At 38.5% G+C, this 21,183-nt stretch carries 20 protein-coding genes, 1 riboswitch and 1 other annotated feature; of the genes, 19 read left to right on the top strand and 1 reads right to left on the bottom strand.

All coding sequences use genetic code 11. From position 1 onward, the window contains the following. The first annotated feature begins 51 nt into the window (after nt 1–51). Nucleotides 52–156, top strand: a riboswitch (TPP riboswitch). A 142-nt stretch (nt 157–298) separates the two neighbouring features. From thiT to ACW0TQ_RS06385, 7 genes are all read left to right on the top strand, one after another. Further along, on the top strand, nt 299–865 hold the full coding sequence (gene thiT, locus ACW0TQ_RS06415) for an energy-coupled thiamine transporter ThiT (protein ID WP_374705718.1): 567 nt from the start codon (nt 299–301) through the stop codon (nt 863–865). Nucleotides 866–1,128: 263 nt separating this feature from the next. Beyond that, nucleotides 1,129–1,821: a response regulator transcription factor gene (locus ACW0TQ_RS06410; protein ID WP_042534520.1), complete on the top strand. Its 693-nt coding sequence runs from the start codon at nt 1,129–1,131 to the stop codon at nt 1,819–1,821. Next, nucleotides 1,822–3,186: a two-component system histidine kinase PnpS gene (gene pnpS, locus ACW0TQ_RS06405; protein ID WP_042534518.1), complete on the top strand. Its 1,365-nt coding sequence runs from the start codon at nt 1,822–1,824 to the stop codon at nt 3,184–3,186. It begins immediately after the preceding gene. 421 nt (nt 3,187–3,607) lie between these two features. Beyond that, nucleotides 3,608–6,244, top strand: coding sequence for a DNA polymerase I (gene polA, locus ACW0TQ_RS06400; protein ID WP_042534516.1), 2,637 nt, complete (start codon nt 3,608–3,610; stop codon nt 6,242–6,244). Between the two features lie 12 nt (nt 6,245–6,256). Continuing rightward, nucleotides 6,257–7,102 (top strand): DNA-formamidopyrimidine glycosylase, encoded by an 846-nt coding sequence (mutM, locus tag ACW0TQ_RS06395; RefSeq protein ID WP_455725420.1) that lies wholly within the window; start codon nt 6,257–6,259, stop codon nt 7,100–7,102. Continuing rightward, complete coding sequence (gene coaE, locus ACW0TQ_RS06390; protein WP_042534512.1) at nt 7,099–7,701, top strand: dephospho-CoA kinase; 603 nt, start codon at nt 7,099–7,101, stop codon at nt 7,699–7,701. Before mutM ends, coaE begins: the two co-directional genes overlap by 4 nt. Nucleotides 7,702–7,993: 292 nt before the next feature. Then, nucleotides 7,994–9,025: a glyceraldehyde-3-phosphate dehydrogenase gene (locus ACW0TQ_RS06385; protein WP_193064821.1), complete on the top strand. Its 1,032-nt coding sequence runs from the start codon at nt 7,994–7,996 to the stop codon at nt 9,023–9,025. Nucleotides 9,026–9,137: 112 nt separating this feature from the next. Here ACW0TQ_RS06385 and ACW0TQ_RS06380 read toward each other — a convergent pair whose 3' ends face one another. Continuing rightward, nucleotides 9,138–10,826, bottom strand: coding sequence for a methyl-accepting chemotaxis protein (locus ACW0TQ_RS06380; protein ID WP_455725419.1), 1,689 nt, complete (start codon nt 10,824–10,826; stop codon nt 9,138–9,140). 379 nt (nt 10,827–11,205) lie between these two features. On the opposite strand from ACW0TQ_RS06380, the gene ACW0TQ_RS06375 reads away from it, so the two are divergent. The 12 genes from ACW0TQ_RS06375 to ACW0TQ_RS06320 all read left to right on the top strand — a co-directional run bounded on the left by ACW0TQ_RS06375 (nt 11,206) and on the right by ACW0TQ_RS06320 (nt 21,171). Beyond that, on the top strand, nt 11,206–11,589 hold the full coding sequence (locus ACW0TQ_RS06375; protein WP_042534508.1) for a hypothetical protein: 384 nt from the start codon (nt 11,206–11,208) through the stop codon (nt 11,587–11,589). A 20-nt stretch (nt 11,590–11,609) separates the two neighbouring features. Further along, a complete protein-coding gene (gene nrdR / locus ACW0TQ_RS06370; RefSeq protein ID WP_042534507.1) occupies nt 11,610–12,083 on the top strand; it encodes a transcriptional regulator NrdR in 474 nt (157 codons plus the stop codon). An 18-nt stretch (nt 12,084–12,101) separates the two neighbouring features. After that, complete coding sequence (locus tag ACW0TQ_RS06365; RefSeq protein WP_042534505.1) at nt 12,102–13,433, top strand: replication initiation and membrane attachment family protein; 1,332 nt, start codon at nt 12,102–12,104, stop codon at nt 13,431–13,433. Between the two features lie 21 nt (nt 13,434–13,454). Then, on the top strand, nt 13,455–14,384 hold the full coding sequence (gene dnaI / locus ACW0TQ_RS06360) for a primosomal protein DnaI (protein ID WP_042534503.1): 930 nt from the start codon (nt 13,455–13,457) through the stop codon (nt 14,382–14,384). A gap of 485 nt (nt 14,385–14,869) precedes the next feature. Beyond that, nucleotides 14,870–15,709, top strand: coding sequence for a sporulation protein YtxC (gene ytxC, locus ACW0TQ_RS06355; RefSeq protein WP_042534502.1), 840 nt, complete (start codon nt 14,870–14,872; stop codon nt 15,707–15,709). 352 nt (nt 15,710–16,061) lie between these two features. Beyond that, nucleotides 16,062–17,996, top strand: coding sequence for a threonine--tRNA ligase (gene thrS, locus ACW0TQ_RS06350; protein WP_042534500.1), 1,935 nt, complete (start codon nt 16,062–16,064; stop codon nt 17,994–17,996). A gap of 311 nt (nt 17,997–18,307) precedes the next feature. Next, nucleotides 18,308–18,439 (top strand) — a sequence feature (ribosomal protein L20 leader region). 65 nt (nt 18,440–18,504) lie between these two features. Further along, complete coding sequence (gene infC, locus ACW0TQ_RS06345) at nt 18,505–19,011, top strand: translation initiation factor IF-3 (protein WP_042534499.1); 507 nt, start codon at nt 18,505–18,507, stop codon at nt 19,009–19,011. A gap of 32 nt (nt 19,012–19,043) precedes the next feature. Continuing rightward, nucleotides 19,044–19,238: a 50S ribosomal protein L35 gene (gene rpmI / locus ACW0TQ_RS06340; RefSeq protein ID WP_042534497.1), complete on the top strand. Its 195-nt coding sequence runs from the start codon at nt 19,044–19,046 to the stop codon at nt 19,236–19,238. Nucleotides 19,239–19,277: 39 nt separating this feature from the next. Continuing rightward, nucleotides 19,278–19,634, top strand: coding sequence for a 50S ribosomal protein L20 (rplT, locus tag ACW0TQ_RS06335; RefSeq protein WP_042534495.1), 357 nt, complete (start codon nt 19,278–19,280; stop codon nt 19,632–19,634). A gap of 135 nt (nt 19,635–19,769) precedes the next feature. Continuing rightward, complete coding sequence (locus tag ACW0TQ_RS06330) at nt 19,770–20,045, top strand: DUF1294 domain-containing protein (protein WP_042534493.1); 276 nt, start codon at nt 19,770–19,772, stop codon at nt 20,043–20,045. Between the two features lie 132 nt (nt 20,046–20,177). Then, nucleotides 20,178–20,816: a TVP38/TMEM64 family protein gene (locus tag ACW0TQ_RS06325; protein ID WP_042534491.1), complete on the top strand. Its 639-nt coding sequence runs from the start codon at nt 20,178–20,180 to the stop codon at nt 20,814–20,816. Between the two features lie 55 nt (nt 20,817–20,871). Then, nucleotides 20,872–21,171, top strand: a complete 300-nt coding sequence (locus ACW0TQ_RS06320) for a TIGR04104 family putative zinc finger protein (RefSeq protein WP_052485083.1) — start codon at nt 20,872–20,874, stop codon at nt 21,169–21,171. Nucleotides 21,172–21,183 lie beyond the last annotated feature (12 nt).

Here is a 21,183-nt window from a genome sequence, read left to right as displayed (position 1 = left end):
GGTTTTTTAGAAAGTGATTTATACTAAGCCTATACAAAAAAGTGAATATAAAAAGCCTGCAAGGGGAGCCTTTGGCTGAGAGTGGACATTTTCTATGTTCTGACCCTTTGAACCTGTCAGTTAGCGCTGGCGTAGGGATTGTGGACTTTTTGATGGATATAAAAGCAATGTGTGAGTGGAGTTTAAGGTATTCTCTTAAAATGTATTTTTAAAGAATACCGCCATCAAGAAGACTCCCTTGGCATTGCTTTTTTGTTGTCTAAAAAAAGATTGTTCGATGTAAATGGGGGAGAGACGATTGAAGAATAAAACATTATTTTTAGTAGAAGTAGCTATTTTTACGGCACTTGCATTACTGCTGGACATTTTACCGTTAGGATTTAAGCTTTGGCCGCAAGGAGGCTCCGTTTCTTTTGCAATGATTCCTGTCTTCATTGTAGCCTTTCGCTGGGGTCTGAAAGGAGGTTTGTTGTCCGGTTTCCTTTGGGGAATATTACAGGTGGCAACTGGTACAGCTTATATCCTGCATCCCGTACAGGGAATCATTGAGTATGGATTAGCTTTTACGGTAGTAGGGCTTGCCGGAGTGTTTTCGAAGCAGGTTATCGAAAGCATGAAAAACAAGCGGGTAAAGAAATCCTTTGTCTATATATCCGTAGGTGTATTTCTGGGATCAGCTGCTCGTTTTATTTGTCATTATATTGCCGGAATGGTTTTCTTTGGTTCAGCCGTCGAAGGACAGCCGGCGTGGCTTTATTCATTAATATATAATTCATCCTATATGGTTCCATCCTTTATTTTAAGTCTTGTTATTGTGTTCCTCCTGTTTTATAAACAGCCGAGAACATTAGTAGGAAAAGTATAACAAAAGAAAACTCCCTCACACAAAAACCTGTAGCACATCTTGCTTCAGGTTTTTCTTAAACCATTATTTTTATTTGGATAGTTTTGTTAAGTTTTATTAACATTTACTTATGGAATAGGCGTTGAACGTGAATAATGGTAGAATAAAGAAAATAAAATATATAAAGATACATTCTCACATCTTCATTTAACAAAAAAAGGGAGCTTTAAAAGAAGGAATTTTTGTCTAAGAGAACGTATATATGAATAAGGGGGATTTTCTAAGTGGGAAAACAGATTCTAATTGTGGATGACGAGCAATCGATTGTTACTTTATTAAAATATAATATGGAAAATGCCGGATTCACAACAGAGGTAGCATACGATGGAGAAGAAGCCTATCAAAAAGCTGCTGCAGATAACTATGAGTTAATTATCTTAGATGTAATGCTTCCAAAACTGGATGGAATAGAAGTATGCCGGAAGTTAAGAAAGAATGATATTGATACACCGATATTAATGCTCACCGCAAAAGATGAAGAAATAGACAAAATCCTCGGTCTGGAGCTTGGCGCAGATGACTATCTGACAAAGCCGTTCAGCCCGAAAGAAGTCATTGCCCGTGTGAAAGCAATTATCAGAAGAACACAGCGTCCGCTCGAGAATCATTATCAAGCGCTACGGATAAAGGATTTAACGATTTACCCGGAACGTTATGAAGCAGAAATGAAAGAAGAATTGATTACTTTCACACGAAAAGAGTTTGAACTGTTGTACTATTTGGCTAAACATAAGGGAAAGGTCATCTCCAGAGATCAATTACTCAGCAGTGTGTGGGATTATGATTTTGTTGGAGATACGAGAATTGTAGATGTTCATGTGAGTCATCTGCGGGACAAAATTGAACCTGATTCCAAAAAGCCTGTTTATATTAAAACAGTCCGCGGATTAGGTTATAAATTGGAGGAGCCGGTTTAAATGCAAATATTATTTTCGAAACCCTTGTTTCCTAATATACTAGGTATCACGATTGTCCTGGTTTTATCGGGCTGGTTAATGGTACAAGCTCAAGGAAACTGGATATTTATCGCAGCAATTATTTTAGTGGAATTTTTAGTGATTTCCATTATATTTATGCAATTCTACAATAAATACACAAGACCGCTTAATAAAGCTTCAAAAACAGTAAATGAAATGATTAAAGGAAATTATTCTGCCCGTTTTAATAACAGTAATAGTGAAGAAATGGAGCAGTTAAGCAAAAATATCAATAAATTAGCACGAAATATGAATGAAATTACGATTCAGGAACAAATGCATGCCGAGCAATTAACTTCTATTATTGATAATATGAAAAACGGGCTTGCGCTGATTGATGAAAAAGGATACGTTCATCTGGTGAATCGAGGGTTTACGGAAATGTTTCAAGGAAAAGAGAAACAATACCGCGGTCATCTATATTATGAAGTATTTGAAAACGAGGCAATGCACGACGTTGTCCAAAAAACATTTCTGTATGAAGAGCCTGTCAAAGAACAATTTAAAAATAAGCGCGGTCTGACTAAAAACTATATGGAAGTGATTGCAGCTCCTATTTTTAATGAGCATAATATGATTAAGGGTGCTGTCCTGGTTATATATGATATTACGGAATTAAAGCGTTTAGAAAAAATGCGCAAAGATTTTGTTGCCAATGTTTCTCACGAGCTGCGTACACCAATAACTTCTATCCGGGGATTTGCGGAAACGCTAAAGGAAAAACAGCATGATGAAAAAGCAGCAGAAGAATTTATTGATATTATTTTTAAGGAAAGCCATCGATTACAGTTGCTTATAGAGGATCTGCTCGAGCTTTCCCGTTTAGAAAGAGAAGATTTTCAACTTCAAAAAGCAGATTTTAATGTCAAACAGATGATTGATGCGGTTTTGCCGTCTTTAGAACAAAAAGCAGAGAAAAAAGAGTTGCATTTTACGACATCTATTCCAGCTGATATTCATATGTATGCAGATGCAGAAAAATTGAAACAGGTTATTATCAACCTTGCAGACAATGCAATTAATTATACGTCATCAGACGGAAGCGTTAGTCTAAACGTCTCTGAAAAGAATAATCGAGTGTTGTTTTCAATCGAAGATACAGGAATCGGGATTGAAAAAAAGGCTATCCCAAGAGTATTTGAACGATTTTACAGAATGGATAAGGACAGAAGCCGGAATACTGGAGGAACAGGACTTGGACTTGCAATTGTGAAGCATATTGTAGAGGTTCATCAAGGGGAGATTGTTGTAGAAAGCGAAGTGAATAAAGGAACTGCTATTCACGTTTATATTCCGAAAGATTAAGTCATCACTAGCGTTATAGTGATGGCTTTTTTTCTGCGGGGGGCTTCCCTCCGTGCTTTCCCACGATGGACAGGGCGTCCTAGAGTCGGCCGTTGGTCAAAGGACGTGACCGTTCTTAGCTGGCCAGGAGTCTCCATGATTCTCCTTCGCTGATTAGTCTTATTGCTATCTACTAGTATTAAATATAATTTTTATAAAATTCATTAACCTGACCACATTGCTGCTCTTTATCTTCCCACCGAAGACCATTGCGCTTTTGGTTCTGAAAGATATCGATGTCATATAGAGACGAGTTTAACTGGTTATGCGATGTGTACAGATTGGAAAAACTATGTAATAAGAACGTGTGCATTATGAAGTTTTCCCCAAACATGATAAAATGAAGTTACTTAAACAGTTGATAGATAAAGGAGACGGAATTATGACCAAAAAGCTAATTCTAATGGATGGCAACAGTATTATTTATCGTGCTTTTTTTGCTCTGCCATTATTGAATAACGAAAAAGGCGTCTATACGAATGCCGTTTACGGATTTACTACGATGCTGCTCCGTATTTTAGAGGAAGAGAAGCCAACGCATATGCTCGTGGCCTTCGATGCAGGGAAAACAACATTTCGCCATCAAACCTATAAAGAGTATAAAGGAGGACGCCAAAAAACACCTTCAGAGCTTTCTGAACAATTTCCAGTCTTAAAAGAGCTGCTGGATGCTTTTGACATCAGGCATTACCAGTTAGATCAGTATGAAGCAGATGATATCATTGGCACATTATCAAAACAGGCAGATGATAAAGACTGGGAAGTAACCGTTATTTCTGGCGACAAGGATTTACTGCAGCTTGTTTCGGATCACGTGACGGTCAGTGTAACCAAAAAAGGAATCAGTGAAATTGAAAAATATACACCGTCTTATCTTCTTGAGAAAATGCAGGTAACGCCTGAACAGATTACTGATTTAAAAGGACTGATGGGAGACAGTTCAGACAATATCCCGGGAGTGCCGGGTGTCGGTGAAAAAACAGCAACGAAGCTGTTAACACAATTTCATACGTTAGAGAAGGTTTACGAGAATCTGGACGATGTAAGCGGGAAAAAGCTTAAAGAAAATTTAACAAACCACCAAGATGATGCGCTAATGAGTAAAGATTTAGCAACAATCAATCGGGACTCGCCCATCGAGGTTAGTCTGGATGATGTTATTTATGAAGGCTACTCTGCCGCTTCCGTCCGTCAAATGTTTATGGATTTAGGCTTCCAATCTCTGTTGACGCGTCTTGCCGGCTCCGACGAAACGGAAGAAGAGGCGATAGAGCATAAAGAGATTCAATATGACATAGTGGAAGAAATAACGGAAGATCTATTTTCAGAGGAAGATGTACTCGTAATAGAGATGTTGGGTGAAAATTATCATACAGCTCAAATAGAAGGTATTGGCATTGTCAACGCCGATAAAAAAAGCTTCATACCTACTTCGGTTGCGATGGACTCGCCTATTTTCAAAAAATGGGCAGAGGACCCTCAGAAAAAGAAAATTGTATTTGATGCTAAGCGGACAAAAGTTGCCTTATTACGGAATGATATACAAATAGAAGGCATAGTGTTTGATGCGCTGCTTGCTTCTTATTTAATCAATCCTGCTGAAAACAGTCATGATATACCTGCTATTGCAAGCAGAAAAGGAAAATATGACGTATCCTTTGATGAAGAGGTTTATGGAAAAGGCGCAAAACAAAAGGTTCCGGAAGAAGCAATTCTCAGTGAGCATGTGATCCGGAAAACCAATGTACTGCTTGAATTATATCCGGCGATGGAGAAGGAATTAGAGGATAATGAACAGGCGAAATTATTAAAGGAATTAGAAATGCCGCTTGCTTTGATTCTTGCTGAGATGGAGCATCAGGGTGTTTTAGTAGATGTGGACCGGCTGAAAGAAATGGGAGACGATTTAAAAGAAAGGCTCAGCAATTTAGAAAAAGAAGTATATGAATTAGCTGGCAAGGAATTTAATCTGAACTCACCGAAGCAGCTCGGGCCGGTGTTATTTGAAGATTTAGGGCTTCCTGTAATCAAGAAGACGAAGACTGGTTACTCTACGGCAGCAGATGTTTTGGAACAGCTGGCAGATCAGCACGAAATAATTCCTAAATTACTTTTGTACCGTCAGTTAGGGAAGCTGCAATCAACCTATATTGAAGGCTTGCAAAAGGTGGTCCGTAAAGATACGCATAAGATTCATACACGCTTTAATCAGGCTTTAACACAGACAGGCAGATTGAGCTCAGTTGATCCCAATTTGCAAAATATCCCTATCCGTCTGGAGGAAGGCAGAAAGATACGGCAGGCGTTCGTCCCATCTCGAGAAGGCTGGAAAATGTTTGCTGCTGATTATTCGCAAATCGAATTACGGGTACTTGCCCATATTGCAGGGGATGAGAAATTGATTGCTGCCTTTAAAAATGATTTAGATATTCATACACAGACAGCAATGGATGTATTTCATGTCGAGAGAGACGAAGTCACCTCGGGTATGCGCCGGCAGGCAAAGGCTGTCAACTTTGGGATTGTATATGGAATCAGTGATTATGGACTATCCCAGAACTTAGGGATTACTCGGAAAGAAGCGAAACAATTCATCGAACGGTATTTTAAGAGCTATCCAAGCGTTAAAGAATATATGGATGACATTGTTGTTGAAGCAAAGCAAAAAGGCTATGTATCCACACTGATGAACCGTCGCCGTTACTTGCCTGATATTACGAGCAGGAACTTTAATGTACGCAGTTTTGCGGAAAGAACAGCGATGAATACACCTATTCAGGGAAGTGCAGCGGATGTAATCAAAAAAGCAATGATTGATTTAGACCATCGAATGAAACAAGAAAAACTGCAGGCCAAGCTTTTATTACAGGTCCATGATGAATTGATATTAGAAGCACCGGAAGACGAGATTGAAATCTTAAAGGAAATCGTTCCAGAAATGATGGAAAAAACGGTTGACATTTCTGTTCCGCTCAAGGTCGATTATTCTTATGGAGAAAGCTGGTTTGACGCGAAGTAAGGGGAAGGGAAAATGCCGGAATTACCAGAAGTAGAAACCATTAAAGAGACGTTAAAATTGCTTGTTCAAGGAAAGACGATTGAAAAAGCAGATGTTCTTTGGGCAAATATAATAAAACAGCCGGATGATGCGGAGATATTCAAGCATCTGCTGGAAGGACAAACCTTTCAACAAATAAAAAGAAAAGGGAAGTTTCTGCTTTTTTATCTAGATGAATATGTGCTTGTATCCCATTTACGAATGGAAGGAAAATATCGGTTGCATCAGCCGGGAGAAGAGATAGAAAAGCATACGCATGTTGTCTTCCATTTAAAGAATGGAGAGACATTGCGTTATAACGATGTTCGTAAGTTTGGAACCATGCATTTATTGGCCAAAGGGAGTGAATTCACGCAGGCTCCTTTAGCTGCGCTTGGCCCCGAGCCGTTTGAAGAAGCATTTACGACGGATTATTTTTACGAAAAGCTGAAAAAATCCTCCCGGTTTATTAAAACGGCGCTTTTGGACCAAAATCTGGTCACGGGGCTTGGAAATATTTATGTTGACGAGACGTTATTCCGTTCCGGGATCCACCCGTTAACAAAATGCAATGAACTGACAAAAAAAGAAGCGTCTGTTATTCGTTCTGCAGCCATTGAAACTCTTCAAGAAGCTGTGAAAGCTGGTGGTACGACCATCCGAAGCTACGTAGACAGCCAAGGGAATATGGGAATGTTTCAACAGGTTTTATATGTTTACGGTCAAGATAAGAAGCCATGTAAAACCTGTGGGGAAGAAATTATAAAAATGAAGGTTGGCGGACGGGCAACGCACCTATGTCTTCATTGCCAGCCGCAAAAAAAGGTGAATGTTTTATGAGTTTAGTGATTGGATTGACCGGAGGCATTGCCAGCGGGAAAAGCACGGTAGCGAAAATGTTTACAGCATTAGATATCCCGGTAATCGATGCGGATGTGATAGCGAGAGAAGTCGTGGAGCCTGGAGAAGCATCTTATAAAAAGATTATCGAGGTATTTGGCAAAGACATAGTAGGCGCAGATGGGTCGATTGATCGCCCGAAGCTGGGATCTATTATTTTTTCAAATGAAGAAAAAAGAGAACAATTAAACCAAATTGTTCACCCGGCTGTCCGCCAACGGATGCTGGCGAAAAAAGAAACGTACACAGAGCAGGGAGAAAAATGCATTGTGCTGGATATCCCGCTGCTGTTTGAAGGCAAGCTGGCTTCTTTAGCGGATAAAACAGTCGTCGTGTTTGTAGATGAAGCAACACAGTTAGAGCGTTTAATGGAAAGAAATCAGCTTCGTGAACAGGAAGCAATGGACCGGATTAAATCACAGATGCCATTAGCAGAAAAGGCAAAGCTTGCTGATGAAGTAATTGATAATAATCATTCCGTGGAAGAAAGCAAGAAGCAATTATTTGATTTGCTGAAAAAATGGGAAGTAATGGAATAGGTGAGTGAAAAGACACTATCTGAACGGTAATTTACACCGTTCAGATAGTGTTTTTTTATATCAGAAAAAGAAATGCTGAAAATGGTTCTGGAAAAAAGAAGAAAAAAAATCTTTGTCATGGTCAAAATATGTATCCCCCTGTTTAAATGGACATCCATCTGTTCCTTACAAAGGATATTCAAAAAATGTGTGAAACATTTTAATATTTAATGACACACTTTCTCTTATATGTGTTATACTAATTACAACAAAAGATAAAAAGTATAACATTTTCGGGAGGAAGATAGTGCTTATGGAAAAAACGCGTATTGCAATTACAGGTTTTGGTCGAATTGGTAGAATGGTTTTTCGTCAAGCAATGGAAGAGGAGCATTTAGAAGTTGTTGCCATTAATGCGAGCTATCCTTCAGAAACGCTTGCTCACTTAATTAAATATGATAGTGTCCATGGTCCTTTTAATGGAGAAGTGCAAGCGCTGCCGAATAAATTGATTGTTAACCGGAAGGAAGTTCTTTTGGTGAATTTCAGAGAACCGGAAAAATTACCATGGGAAGACCTTGAAATTGACGTTGTTATCGAAGCAACTGGCAAATTTAACACAAAAGAGGCAGCTGGGCGTCATCTGCAGGCTGGAGCAAAAAAAGTAGTCATCACCGCTCCTGGAAAAGAAGTGGATAAGACAATTGTTATTGGTGTAAATGAAAATGATTACAATCCAGAATTAGATGATGTTATCTCGAATGCATCTTGTACAACCAATTGTTTAGCTCCTGTGGTTAAAGTAATTGATGACCACTTTACGATAAAGAACGGATTAATGACGACTGTTCATGCATATACAAATGATCAAAAGAATATTGATAATCCGCATAAAGATTTACGCCGGGCAAGAAGCTGCACGCAGTCTATCATTCCGACAACGACCGGGGCTGCTAAAGCGCTTGCAGAAGTGCTGCCTCAGACGAAAGGTAAATTACATGGAATGGCATTGCGTGTACCAACACCTAATGTATCATTGGTAGATTTAGTAATTGATATTGAAGAAGATGTTACGATAGAAGAAGTGAATGCTTTATTCAAACAAGCATCAGAAGGAAGTATGCGTGGGATTATTCAATATTCGGATGAACCTCTGGTTTCTATTGATTATACTACAAGCACTTATTCTGCAACCATTGATGGGCTCTCCACGATGGTGATGGATAATAATAAATTAAAGATTATTGCTTGGTATGATAATGAATGGGGCTACTCTAAACGTGTTGTCGATTTAGTCAGCTATGTAGGTTATAGACTGGAACAGAAAGTGCGTTTAACATCATAGAACGATAAAAAAGGGAAGCAGGCTTCTATATCAGCTTCCTTTTTCCCGAAAAGAGATTCTTATAACAGCAGAAAAACATCCGCTTGAGCGTTTATGCGGATGTTTTTCTGTCTTATACTTTAAATTTCTGTGTCTCCTCCTGCAATCCTTGAGCAGTTTCACTTAAGGAGGTGGCGACATGGGCAACTTCATTCATCGTTGCAGATTGTTCTTCCATTGAAGCGGCAATCGTGTCAATATTGCCAGACATGACCTGTGATCCGGTTGAAATTTCTGTAACGGAGGCAGAAACTTGTTCTGCGCTTGCTGAAAGCTCCTGTGAGGTTGCTGAAACCTCCTGGATTTCGTGTGTCATTCCTTGGACAGCAGTCACAATCGCTTCAAAAGATGTTCCGGCCTCAGTAATAACCTCTACTCCTTTTTGAACAGCAGGTAAAGCAGTTTGCATGGCTTTCTCCACATTTTCTGTATCATTTTTGATTTCTGTGGTTAACAGACTAATAGAGCTGGCTGATTTTTTGGATTGCTCAGCTAGCTTGCGTACTTCATCTGCTACAACTGAAAAACCTTTTCCTTGTTCACCTGCACGGGCTGCCTCAATCGCTGCATTTAATGCTAATAGATTGGTTTGATCTGTGATATCAGTAATGACCTTCGTAATATTTTCAATTTCTTCGGTTTGTTTTGCCAGTTTCAGCACAAGATCATTGACAGAAGAAGCAGATTCATTTATGTGATTCATTTGCTGCTGAGCGTCCCCGATAACCAATGTTCCATTTTGTGCGGCTTCACTTGTTTCGCTGGAAGAAGCATGAAGTGACTGCGCAGCTTCAGCAATTCGCTGAACACCCTGAGCGGTTTCTCCCATTGCAATGGAGCTTTCATTTGCGGCGTGTGCTGCAGTTTGAGAAGTTTCCGCAGTCTCCGCAGCCTGCTTCGTCACTTCTTCCGTTGTTGCAGATGCTTCTTCAGCGCTTGCTGAAAGCTCTTCGGATGATGCACCCAGCTGTTCCGCATTGTGTTGAATACGCATAATTAAGTCCCGGGTATTATTTTTAGAAGCATTGAAAATTGCAGCCAGCTGACCTAGTTCATCTTTAGATTTAACAGCTATATCCTCTGCAGATAGATCACCATCACCAAATTTCCTTGCAACATCCATGACACTTACTAATGGGGCTGTGATAGAACGGCGAACATAGAACATTAAACCAATACCAATGAGTATACTTGCACCCAGAACAACGAATGAAATAACCTGGGCAGTAACAATGGCAGAGCTTATTTCGCTATCGATATTATCCATTTGTCCAGTTTGATAGATTTCCATTTCTTCAGCTGCATCAAGCATAGCAGTATTGATATCCTGTACAGTTGTATTGACGATTTCTGTCGCCTCTTCGATATTCCCATTTTCCACATCAGCTATAATATCTGGCATTGCCTCATTGAAATCATTATTCGGGGCATTAGCCTGATCCCAATATGATCTCATTTCCTCAGATGCTAAATAGCCTTGTAATTCATCTAAATTGTTGTCAAGGTCTGCAGCGACAGCTATAAGATTCTCTCTATGGATATCTTCCTCCGGTTCTAAAATCATTGAACGGGTATGGAGCGCCTGCATCGCAACATCATAGCGGATATTTTCAATTAATATAAGCTGCTCCAGGCGTGAATCCATTGCCTCCCCTACATCATTTTCAATGTTTTTCAAATTCATGATGCTGCTTCCAACAGAAACAGCCAATAAAACAATTAATACAGTAAAAGATAAATTCAATTTCTTTCCTACACTCATTAAAACATACTCCTTCTTTTTTAAAATGACATCTTTATGGATAATGGCTTTCTTAATTACTTTATCGGTTGTTGTTGAACAATATGTAATAAGTCTTTATGACTATTTCATGAGAATAATACCAAGAAATTTAAACGGGTTTATGTTCTATAAATGTCTTTTTAATGTGCTTATATTAAATCCGCAGTTTACTCTATTTTGGGAAAGTAGTTTAAATGTACAAATCATGTTAAAATAATATATACATATATGTATGTATTTATATGTTTAAAAGAATTGGAAGATACGGTAGAATAAATACGCTGCAATGCTGTTTACAGAGAAAAGAGATGCTTGTAGAATAGTTTTTTATAGCGATAAATATAGGATGTGTATGTTTATGTCAATAGGGTATAAAATGAAACGTTTTTTTAGTAATCATGCAGAAACAAGTGATCATCATATAGATGCAAGCTTAAAAACCAGATATTATAAAGCGAGTAAGAATACTGTTATTCAGGAACTAGAGACGTATTTTAATGGAAGCTCTGACTTTTCGATTCATGCCAGCTCGGAGCAGCATGGGGAGATTAGTGCTGTCAGTAAACGAGGTAAAAAAGTTTTCATTATTGCTACAGTCATTATGGTCCGGCCGTATTATACAGCGCTTGACTTTTCAGTGACTACAGAAACACCTCTCCAGATAGATTTTGGTTACAGTAATAAAATCATAAAAAGAATGTATCAGCATGTGAATGAACAATTACCATTAATAGAAGGGTAAATGAAGAAGGAGTGAACGAAATGCGTTGTTCTAACTGCAATAATAAAAATACGAAAGTGTTAGATTCTCGTCCAATTGAAGAGGGAGCAGCTATACGCAGACGCCGGGAATGTGAGAAGTGCGGATTTCGTTTTACCACTTTTGAACGGATTGAAGAAGTACCACTCATTGTTGTGAAAAAAGATGGCATGCGTCAGGAGTTTTCAAGGGAAAAACTTACCAGAGGGATTATCAGAGCTTGTGAGAAACGCCCTGTGGCGATAGATACGATAGAAAATATTGCTTTAGATGTAGAAAAGAAATTACGGAATGAAGGGAACTCAGAGGTTTCCAGTCATAATGTAGGCGAAATGGTGATGGAAAGACTTGCTGAGGTGGATGAAGTATCTTATGTCAGGTTTGCTTCTGTCTATCGTCAATTTAAGGATATAACTGTTTTCTTGGATGAGTTGAAAGAAATTATCAAGACAGATAAACAAACACAGGAAGAATAAAATAAAGGATGGGTTGAAATGAATGTAATCGGAAAAATCCTTCCTATTGATGGGTACCATGTTGTTATGGATGAACAGCCTTTCATTGATTTTAATGCATCATTGACGCATTTTTATCAGCCGTTGATTGGGGTTCAGGCAATTTCGTTATACTATACATTATTTTATGAGGTAGATTATGCGCAAAAAGCGCAGACACATCATACATTAATGACATATTTGAATTTAACGCTGGATAATATTTACCGTGCACGTATAAAATTGGAAGCTATCGGGTTATTAAAGACCTATAAACGAAGAGAGGACAACAGAGATTATTATACTTATAGTGTGCAGCGTCCTTATTCCCCCAATCAATTTTTTGGAGAACCTATGCTGTCCCAGCTATTATTACATCATATAGGAGAACAGAAATATAATGAGCTTTATGCTCGTTATGTAAAGGACAGCATCGCTTATGGGGAAGAGGTAACAGCTGATTTTAATGAAGTGTTTGATACGATTACACCTTCTTCGTCTGCTGTTCTGAATATGGAAAATGAAAAAGAAAATAGAGAAACGGATTTAATGGATTTTTCATGGATAGAACAGTCGCTTCGTCAGCGGTTTATTCCGGCTGAAAAAGTTTTACATTCTGTAAATAAAAAACTCATTTATCAGATGAAGGTATTATATGATGCAGAAAGTATAGAAATAGAAAAAGCACTTTTATGGGCACTTGATGAAGATAACCAACTGAATCAGGAAGAATTTAAATCTGCTTGCCATGATATGTTTATCTCCCGTAATAATGGACAGGCTATCCGTTTAAACGAAAAAATGGCAGCTGTTGATACACAAGTTTCTATGAAGCAGCCTGCGACAAAAGAAGAGCAGCTGATTCACGAGCTGGAGAACATATCACCAAAGCAGTTATTGGAGGATTTATCTGACGGAAACCATGCTTCGGAGCAGGATATTAAAGTAGTCCGGGAAGTGATGACTAAACAGGGGCTGCCAGCTCCTGTCATGAATGTACTGATTCATTATGTTCTGCTGCAATCCAATATGAAGCTGTCTAAAGCGTATATGGAAACCATTGCGGGCCATTGGTCAAGAGTTGGATTGAAAACAGCAAAAGATGCCATGAACTTTGCTAAACAAGAACAGGAAAAATATAAATCATCCAAAAGTAAACCAAGGAAAAGTAATAATTATAATTATAATAACAACTATAAAAAAGAAGTTGTTCCGGACTGGTTTAATAACCGGAAAAAGACACCATCAAAAAATACAACAGACAGCAATATAAGCGAACAAGAGCAGCAGGAAATTGAAGCTAAGCTGCAAAAATATTTAAATGAAAGCTGAGATGAAAAGGAGGGATAATAGGTGAAACCGATACAATCCGAATTAAAAGCATGGATGGACAAAAATGAGAACTTCAAAACCAATTACACTAGAATAAAAAATGAAATTCTAAGTGATCCCTCTGTTAAAGCATTTTTGCGTGACCATCCGGAACTGACTGACCACGATATTGAAAAGAATTTAATGCGGCTCTATGAATATAAATCACAATCGAAACAATGTGACCGTTGTGCATCTTTCGGAGAGTGCCAGAATTTGATGCAGGGTTACTCTCCGGTATTAAGTATGGATAAAAATGAAATTAGACTGAGCTATGAAAAATGTCATTCACGTATTCAGGTTGAGGAACAGGAAGCACAACAGAAGCTTTTTCAGAGCCTTTATATGCCGAAGGAGATTTTAGAAGCAAAAATGTCAGAAGTGATCCAAGATAAGTCAAGAATTTCAGCTATTGGTGAGATTATCAGCTTTTTAGAAGAAGCAAAAAGCGGGCTGCCGAAAAAAGGATTGTATCTTCATGGATCATTTGGAATTGGAAAAACCTATTTGCTCGGCGCGATAGCAAATGAGCTGAAAAAGAGAAATTACTCTACTACCTTGATTTACATGCCAGAGTTTGTCCGGGAAATAAAAGGTTCCTTTAAAGATGATTCATTTAACGAAAAGATAGATTTCTTTAAGAAAGCGGATGTGTTAATGTTAGATGATATTGGAGCGGAATTGCAATCTGCCTGGTTTCGGGATGAAGTGTTGGGCTCCGTACTGCAATACCGGATGATGGAAGGATTGCCTGTCTTTTTCTCCTCCAATTTTGATTTGAATGAACTGGAGAAAGAATTGGCAAGCACCAGAAACGGTGTGGAAGAAGTGAAAGCCGGCCGGATTATTGAACGGATTAAGCAGGTTAGCAGTGTGGTAAAAATGTCCGGTAAAAATAGAAGAGACGAATAACGATTTGAACACACATGATTCACAATCTGCCTTCATAAAAAAGATTTCCGCTCAGATACGGAAATCTTTTTTTATGAACAGGAAACGTAGGTAAAAAGCTAGAGGGTTTCATGGGGGAGTAAACCTAACAATATTGTCAGGTTAATGAATTTTATTAAATTTGATATAGATAGTAATAAAACCTGTCTAGCGGAGGAAAAACACGTAGACTCCTATGGGAAAGCGTAGTGTTTTTCCGTAGCGGCCGCACTAACCTGACAACATTGGTAATCCTGAACCCCAGAAATATACACCGTTTTCCGCAGCCCCCAAGCTCATTTCCTTTAAAGAAAACTTGCTGACTGGCAGGGTTATCAAACATGGTTTGGTTTCAACTTTTCTTATACTACATGACTTTCATTTGCTAGTCTGACTAGTTTACGCATTTTTATATAACCTTGTCCATATAATTGTAACAGTTTGTAAGTGGATGAGGGTGATATGTATTGTTGGAACTGTATTTTGAATCGGATAAAGAAGTAACGGTTTTTCGTAATCAGTTGACTCCATATAAAAAGCAGATCAGAGTACATCAACAAACAAATGCCTGGAGCAGCAGATTAAGGCTGGAAGGTGATTTAGCAGAGAAGGAGTTCATCCATGTGATAAGCTCCGTGATGGCAGAGGTTTTTATAGAAGAGCATCTTTCTGACATCATTATTGGTAAGATTACCGATAATTATTATTTTTCAGATCCGGATGAAATCAACCGTATTTATGATTTTTCTATGTGGATTTTGTTTGAAACAGATTCAGACAATCAGTATTTGCGAGAACATGTGAATACTATAAAGCTTTTGCAGGATATTTTTTTTCGTCATTTAAAAGAACATAAAAGCATTCATTTTAGTGCAATATTGCATTTTCGGCTTGCTTCCTTTTTAGAATTTGTCCACGAATGTGTCGGGAAAGCAATTGAAGAATTTAAACGGGAAGAGGATCATCAGGCATTTATAGATATGCTCCGTCATTATATCGAGAAAAAAGATCCCTGTGTTGATTTGGTTTATATCGAACAGGGAGAGAATTTTATTTTTTATAATGATAAAGGAGAAGTAATTTCTAAAGATATGCTGCGTATGTGGATGTTTCAAGCACCGTTATATGCATTGGGCCTGCATGAAAATGAATTTAATTTAAGTCCGCTTATTGCCATGTCGCCAGCAAAAATAAAAGTGTATGGAAATGATCCGGACGATCCGAAAATCATGACAATAACAAATATCTTTCAAGAAAGGGTGGAATTTGAAACGGAAGGAACTTCTATCCTGTCTCGCGGAGAATAATCCATTGGACTTGCTTTTCAAACCTGAAAGGAATATAATACGAATAGAGTTTGAAAATAAGCTGCTGAGATGAGGACAACATTATTTCCTGATTACGTACTCAGAGAGGGAAGTCATTTGGCTGCAAGCTTCCTTTCGTGAAGAAATAATTACCGCCTCGGAGCATTGCTGCTGAAACGATTGAAAGTAGGCAGTAACGTCCTATCTGCGTTAAAGATCAATGAAGCTGAGGATAAGAGGATTCGTTTATCTTCAGGAATTTGGGTGGAACCACGGCATAAAACGCTCGTCCCTTTGCATAGCGCAAAGAGATAGAGCGTTTTTTTACATTTGATAAAGGAGTTCGATGAACATGGCTGATTTAACAATTATTTTTCCAGATGGAGCTGAAAAAGCCTTTCCGGAGGGAACAACAGGAGAAGATATTGCTGCTTCTATTTCTTCAGGTTTAAAAAAGCAGGCACTTGCAGTTAAATTGGATGGAGAGCCTGTAGATTTACGCCGTCCTCTTCCAAAGGGCGGAAAAATTGAAATTATTACGTATCGTGACCAAGAAGGCTTGGAAATAGCACGTCACTCTACAGCCCATTTATTAGCGCAAGCTGTAAAACGCTTGTACCCTAATGTGCAATTAGGTGTCGGTCCAGTGATTGAGGAAGGCTTCTACTATGATATTGATATGGAGCATACCTTAACTCCGGAAGACCTTCCGAAAATAGAAAAAGAAATGAAACGGATCGTGGACGAGAACTTAGAAATAACTCGTGTAGAAGTATCTCGTGATGAAGCAAAAGCCCGCTTTGCAGAAATTGGTGATGACTTAAAATTAGAATTGCTGGATGCAATCCCTGAAGATGAAACAGTAACCATATACGAACAAGGGGAGTTCTTTGATTTATGCAGAGGAGTGCATGTTCCTTCTACCAGTAAAATCAAAGCATTTAAATTATTAAGTATTTCTGGCGCTTATTGGCGTGGAGACAGTAATAATAAACAGCTGCAACGTATTTATGGAACCGAATTTGAGAAAAAATCACAATTAGAGGAATATCTGCAAATTTTGGAAGAGCGTAAAGAAAGAGATCATCGGAAGCTTGGGAAAGAGCTTGGTATTTTCACCGTGTCGCAAAAAGTAGGACAGGGTCTGCCATTATGGCTGCCAAAAGGAGCAACTATTCGTCGTAACGTGGAGCGTTATATCGTTGATTTAGAAGAACGCTTAGGTTATGACCATGTGTATACACCTGTTCTTGGTAATGTAGAGTTGTATAAAACAAGCGGACATTGGGACCATTATCAGGAGGATATGTTCCCGACTATGGAAATGGATAATGAAGAGCTTGTATTGCGTCCAATGAACTGTCCGCATCATATGATGGTTTTCAAAAATCAACTATGGAGCTACCGTAACCTGCCTGTCCGTATAGCAGAGTTAGGAACCATGCATCGTCATGAGATGAGCGGGGCGCTTGCCGGTCTGCAGCGTGTCCGTGCAATGACATTAAATGATGCGCATATTTTTGCTCGCCCGGATCAGTTAAAAGAAGAATTTATCCGCGTGGTAGAACTGGTTCAGCGTGTTTACAAAGACTTTGGAATCGATGACTATTATTTCCGTCTTTCCTATCGTGACCCAGAAGATAAGGAAAAATATGTAGATAATGATGCCATGTGGGATAAAGCGCAGGCAATGCTGAAGGAAACCATGGAAGATATGAACTTGGAATATGTAGAAGCAGAAGGAGAAGCTGCTTTCTATGGTCCGAAGCTGGATGTGCAGGTGAAAACAGCATTAGGAAAAGATGAAACATTATCTACAGTGCAATTGGACTTTCACTTGCCAGAACGTTTTGACTTAACGTATATCGGAGAAGACGGAAAAGAACATCGTCCCGTTGTTATTCACCGTGGTGTTGTTTCTACGATGGAACGCTTTGTTGCATTTCTTATTGAAGAGTACAAAGGGGCTTTTCCTACTTGGCTTGCTCCCGTACAAGCAAAAATCATTCCGGTATCTTTGCAGGCGCATCTTGATTTCGCTAAAGAGGTGGAGGATAAATTACGCCAGGAAGGTGTCCGTGTTGAATTAGACAGCCGTGATGAGAAGCTGGGCTATAAAATACGTGAAGCACAGACACAAAAAGTTCCATTTGCCCTTGTTCTGGGAGATAAGGAATTGGAAGCAAACAGTGTGAACTATCGCCGTTACGGTGAACAAGATACAGAAACACTTCCGTTTGATCAATTTGTTGATTTTATCAAGGAAGAAATTAATCAGAAGAAATAAGCAGTAATCATGATTTTTAAAAGGGAAAAGCTATTTTCATATTTAATATGAAAATAGCTTTTTTGTGGAATAAGAAAGTATAAGCGGAGATCGCTTCGGCGAGGACAACGATGTTTTAAAGACCAAGCGGTATTCTTGGTTTTTCTTGTGAGAGAGCATTTCCACGTTAACCGTCTTACTTCTATTTTGCTAAAAACATTGACACTTCAAAATAACCGTGCTATGATTCAATAGTTGTTTAAAACAAAAGGATACAGTCCTTGACAAAAAAACGATAAAATGCTATATTATAAAAGTTAATGATATGATCTAACGACAAGCAGAAGCACCCGCTTCTCACCTGTTTGACGTCCCTGGAGGATAGTTGACTGGTTCATCACGATTCATGTTTACGAATGAGGAGATGTGTGGGTGCAAGTATGTACCGACACTTTTTTTATGTATTGAAATGACTTGTCCAGATAGATCAGTAACAAAATTTCGGAGGTGGCTGGCTATTAGCAAGGATATGAATGTTAACGAAAAAATTCGTGCAAGAGAAGTTCGTCTCATTGATTCAAATGGGGATCAGCTTGGAGTAAAATCTCGTAACGAAGCATTAGATATTGCTCAGAAACGAAACCTTGATCTAGTATTAGTTGCTCCAAACGCAAAACCACCGGTATGTCGTATTATGGATTTCGGGAAGTATCGTTTTGAGCAGCAGAAGAAAGAGAAGGAAGCTCGCAAGAAGCAAAAGGTTATTAATGTGAAGGAAGTGCGTTTTACTCCTGGAATTGGTGACCATGACTTTGAAACGAAGCTTAAAAATGCACGTAAGTTCTTGGAAAAAGGGGATAAAGTTAAAGCTGCGGTTCGTTTCCGCGGTCGTGCGATTACCCATAAAGAACTAGGGAAAGAAGTACTGGACCGTTTCGCTGAAGAAGTGAAGGATCTCGGAACAGTAGAAACAAAACCGAAAATGGAAGGCCGTAATATGTTTATGATGGTCGCTCCATTGAATGAAAAAAAATAAGCTTTTTATTGCAATGACTGGAGGAAAAAATCATGCCTAAAATGAAAACTCATAAAGGTTCAGCAAAACGTTTCAAAAAAACTGGATCTGGAAAAGTAAAAAGATCTCATGCATACACTAGCCATATGTTTGCACACAAATCTCAGAAGCAAAAACGTAAATTACGTAAGAGTACTTTAGTTTCTTCTGGGGACTATCAACGCATTAAACAAATGCTGCCAAAATAATAAATTTAGATATGTAATTGAATACAGGAGGGATTTCTTATGCCACGTGTTAAAGGTGGAACAGTTACGCGTCGTCGTCGTAAACGCGTCTTAAAATTAGCAAAAGGTTATTACGGTTCGAAACGAACTCTATTTAAAACAGCAAAACAACAGGTTATCAAATCAGGTCAATATGCTTATCGTGACCGCAGACAGAAAAAACGTGATTTCCGTAAACTTTGGATTTCTCGTATTAACGCTGCTGCTCGTTTAAACGATATGAGCTACAGCAAATTAATGCACGGTTTGAAGCTTGCTGGTATCGATATTAATCGTAAAATGCTATCTGATTTAGCTATTAATGACGAACAAGCATTTTCTCAATTAGTATCTCAAGCAAAAGAAGCTTTAAAATAATAGGAAGAATGAGAGATCGCATCCAAATTGGATAGCGATCTTTTTTTATCTTTCGAACCAAGGCGCTCAGTGTTGCAGGAAACAGAGACTTTCTTTATGATGAAAAGGTATCATTCATGAAAACAGGAGGAAGAAATGGAAAACATATCATCATGGCTTCTATATATACTTATTGCGAATACGATTGGGTTTTATTTGATGTTTAAAGATAAACAAAAGGCAAAGCAGCGAGCATATCGAATTCCTGAACGGACCTTTTGGCTGCTGGCTATTTTAGGAGGAAGTGCCGGTGTATATATTGGCATGCAGACTTTCCGGCATAAAACAAAGCATAAGAGCTTTACTATTGGTATTCCGGTATTAATCGCGATTAATATAATCAGCTTTATTAGCCTGACTGTCTATTTCTAGGGGGGAGTGCTTCATTTTAATGGAGCATTTTTTTAATAGAAAAACCAGCGTAATTCTTTTATCATACACAGCTCGTCTTGAAACATATATATAAATAGAAATTAAACCAGCTTCCTCAGAGGAGGGGTAGCCATGGAATACGTTGGGAATTATTTGCTGGTGATTGTTGAGATGGGAGGCGTGCTTTCTCCGCTGCTGTTTATTATTCTTCATCTCATTCGGCCCATGTTATTCTTACCAGTTGTGTTTATTTGTATTTCTGGCGGTATCTTATTTGGTCCAATTGCAGGAAGTGTTTATTCTATTATCGGGATAACAATGGCGAGTTTGCTTTTTTATATCATGGCAGGCTGGATGCCGAAATCTATTGATAAACTCATTATTTTGAAGCAGCGGTTACTTGGCAAGCATACAGAAATGACAACCGCTCAGATTACGCTGTTACGCCTTGTTCCATTTATTCATTTTCACTTATTATCTTTATGCTTGATTGAAACGAATCAAACCTTTAAAGGATATATAAAATCTTCCTTTATCTCAAACATACCTCTGGCAATTGTCTACACAAGCATCGGCGGTTGGATCTCTCAGCTTTCTCCGGTATATATCGCTGCATTTATCATCGCCTTACTCCCATCCCTGTACCTGTTAAGGAGAAAAGAGATTATTATTAAATGGCAGGAGTTTTTTGCTTCGCCAACGTCGGGTACGGAGCATCGGCATCATGGATTATCAAAACCTCTTACACCAAGTAAAACAACCAGCTCTTGAGCATAAGAGCTGGTTGTTTTAAAATAAAAGTAAGAAAAAGGGGTTAAAAGAGGTGATGTATGATATAGAACTCCCGTCGTGCTGGAATTGTGAGCATGAATTTAAACTTCGTGAGCTTGTCTGGAGCTGGAGAATGCGCTGTCCAAGCTGTAAAAAGAAGCAATTTTTAACAAAAGAAAGCCGGTTTAATACATTACTTTTCAGTCCGATTCTAATGATTGTTATTTTCATCATGAATGTATGGAACTTTTCTTGGGTGATTATTATTCCAGTAAGCTTTTGTTTATTCCTTATTTTTATGTTAATTATCCCTTATTTTTACCGTTTTACCGACAAAGAAGCTCCTTTTGTATAGAAAAATAACCAG

The sequence above is a fragment of the Oceanobacillus sp. M60 genome (genome assembly GCF_053839645.1).
Note: the sequence above shows the minus strand (reverse complement) of the source record. Positions and strands in the feature narration are given on the sequence as shown.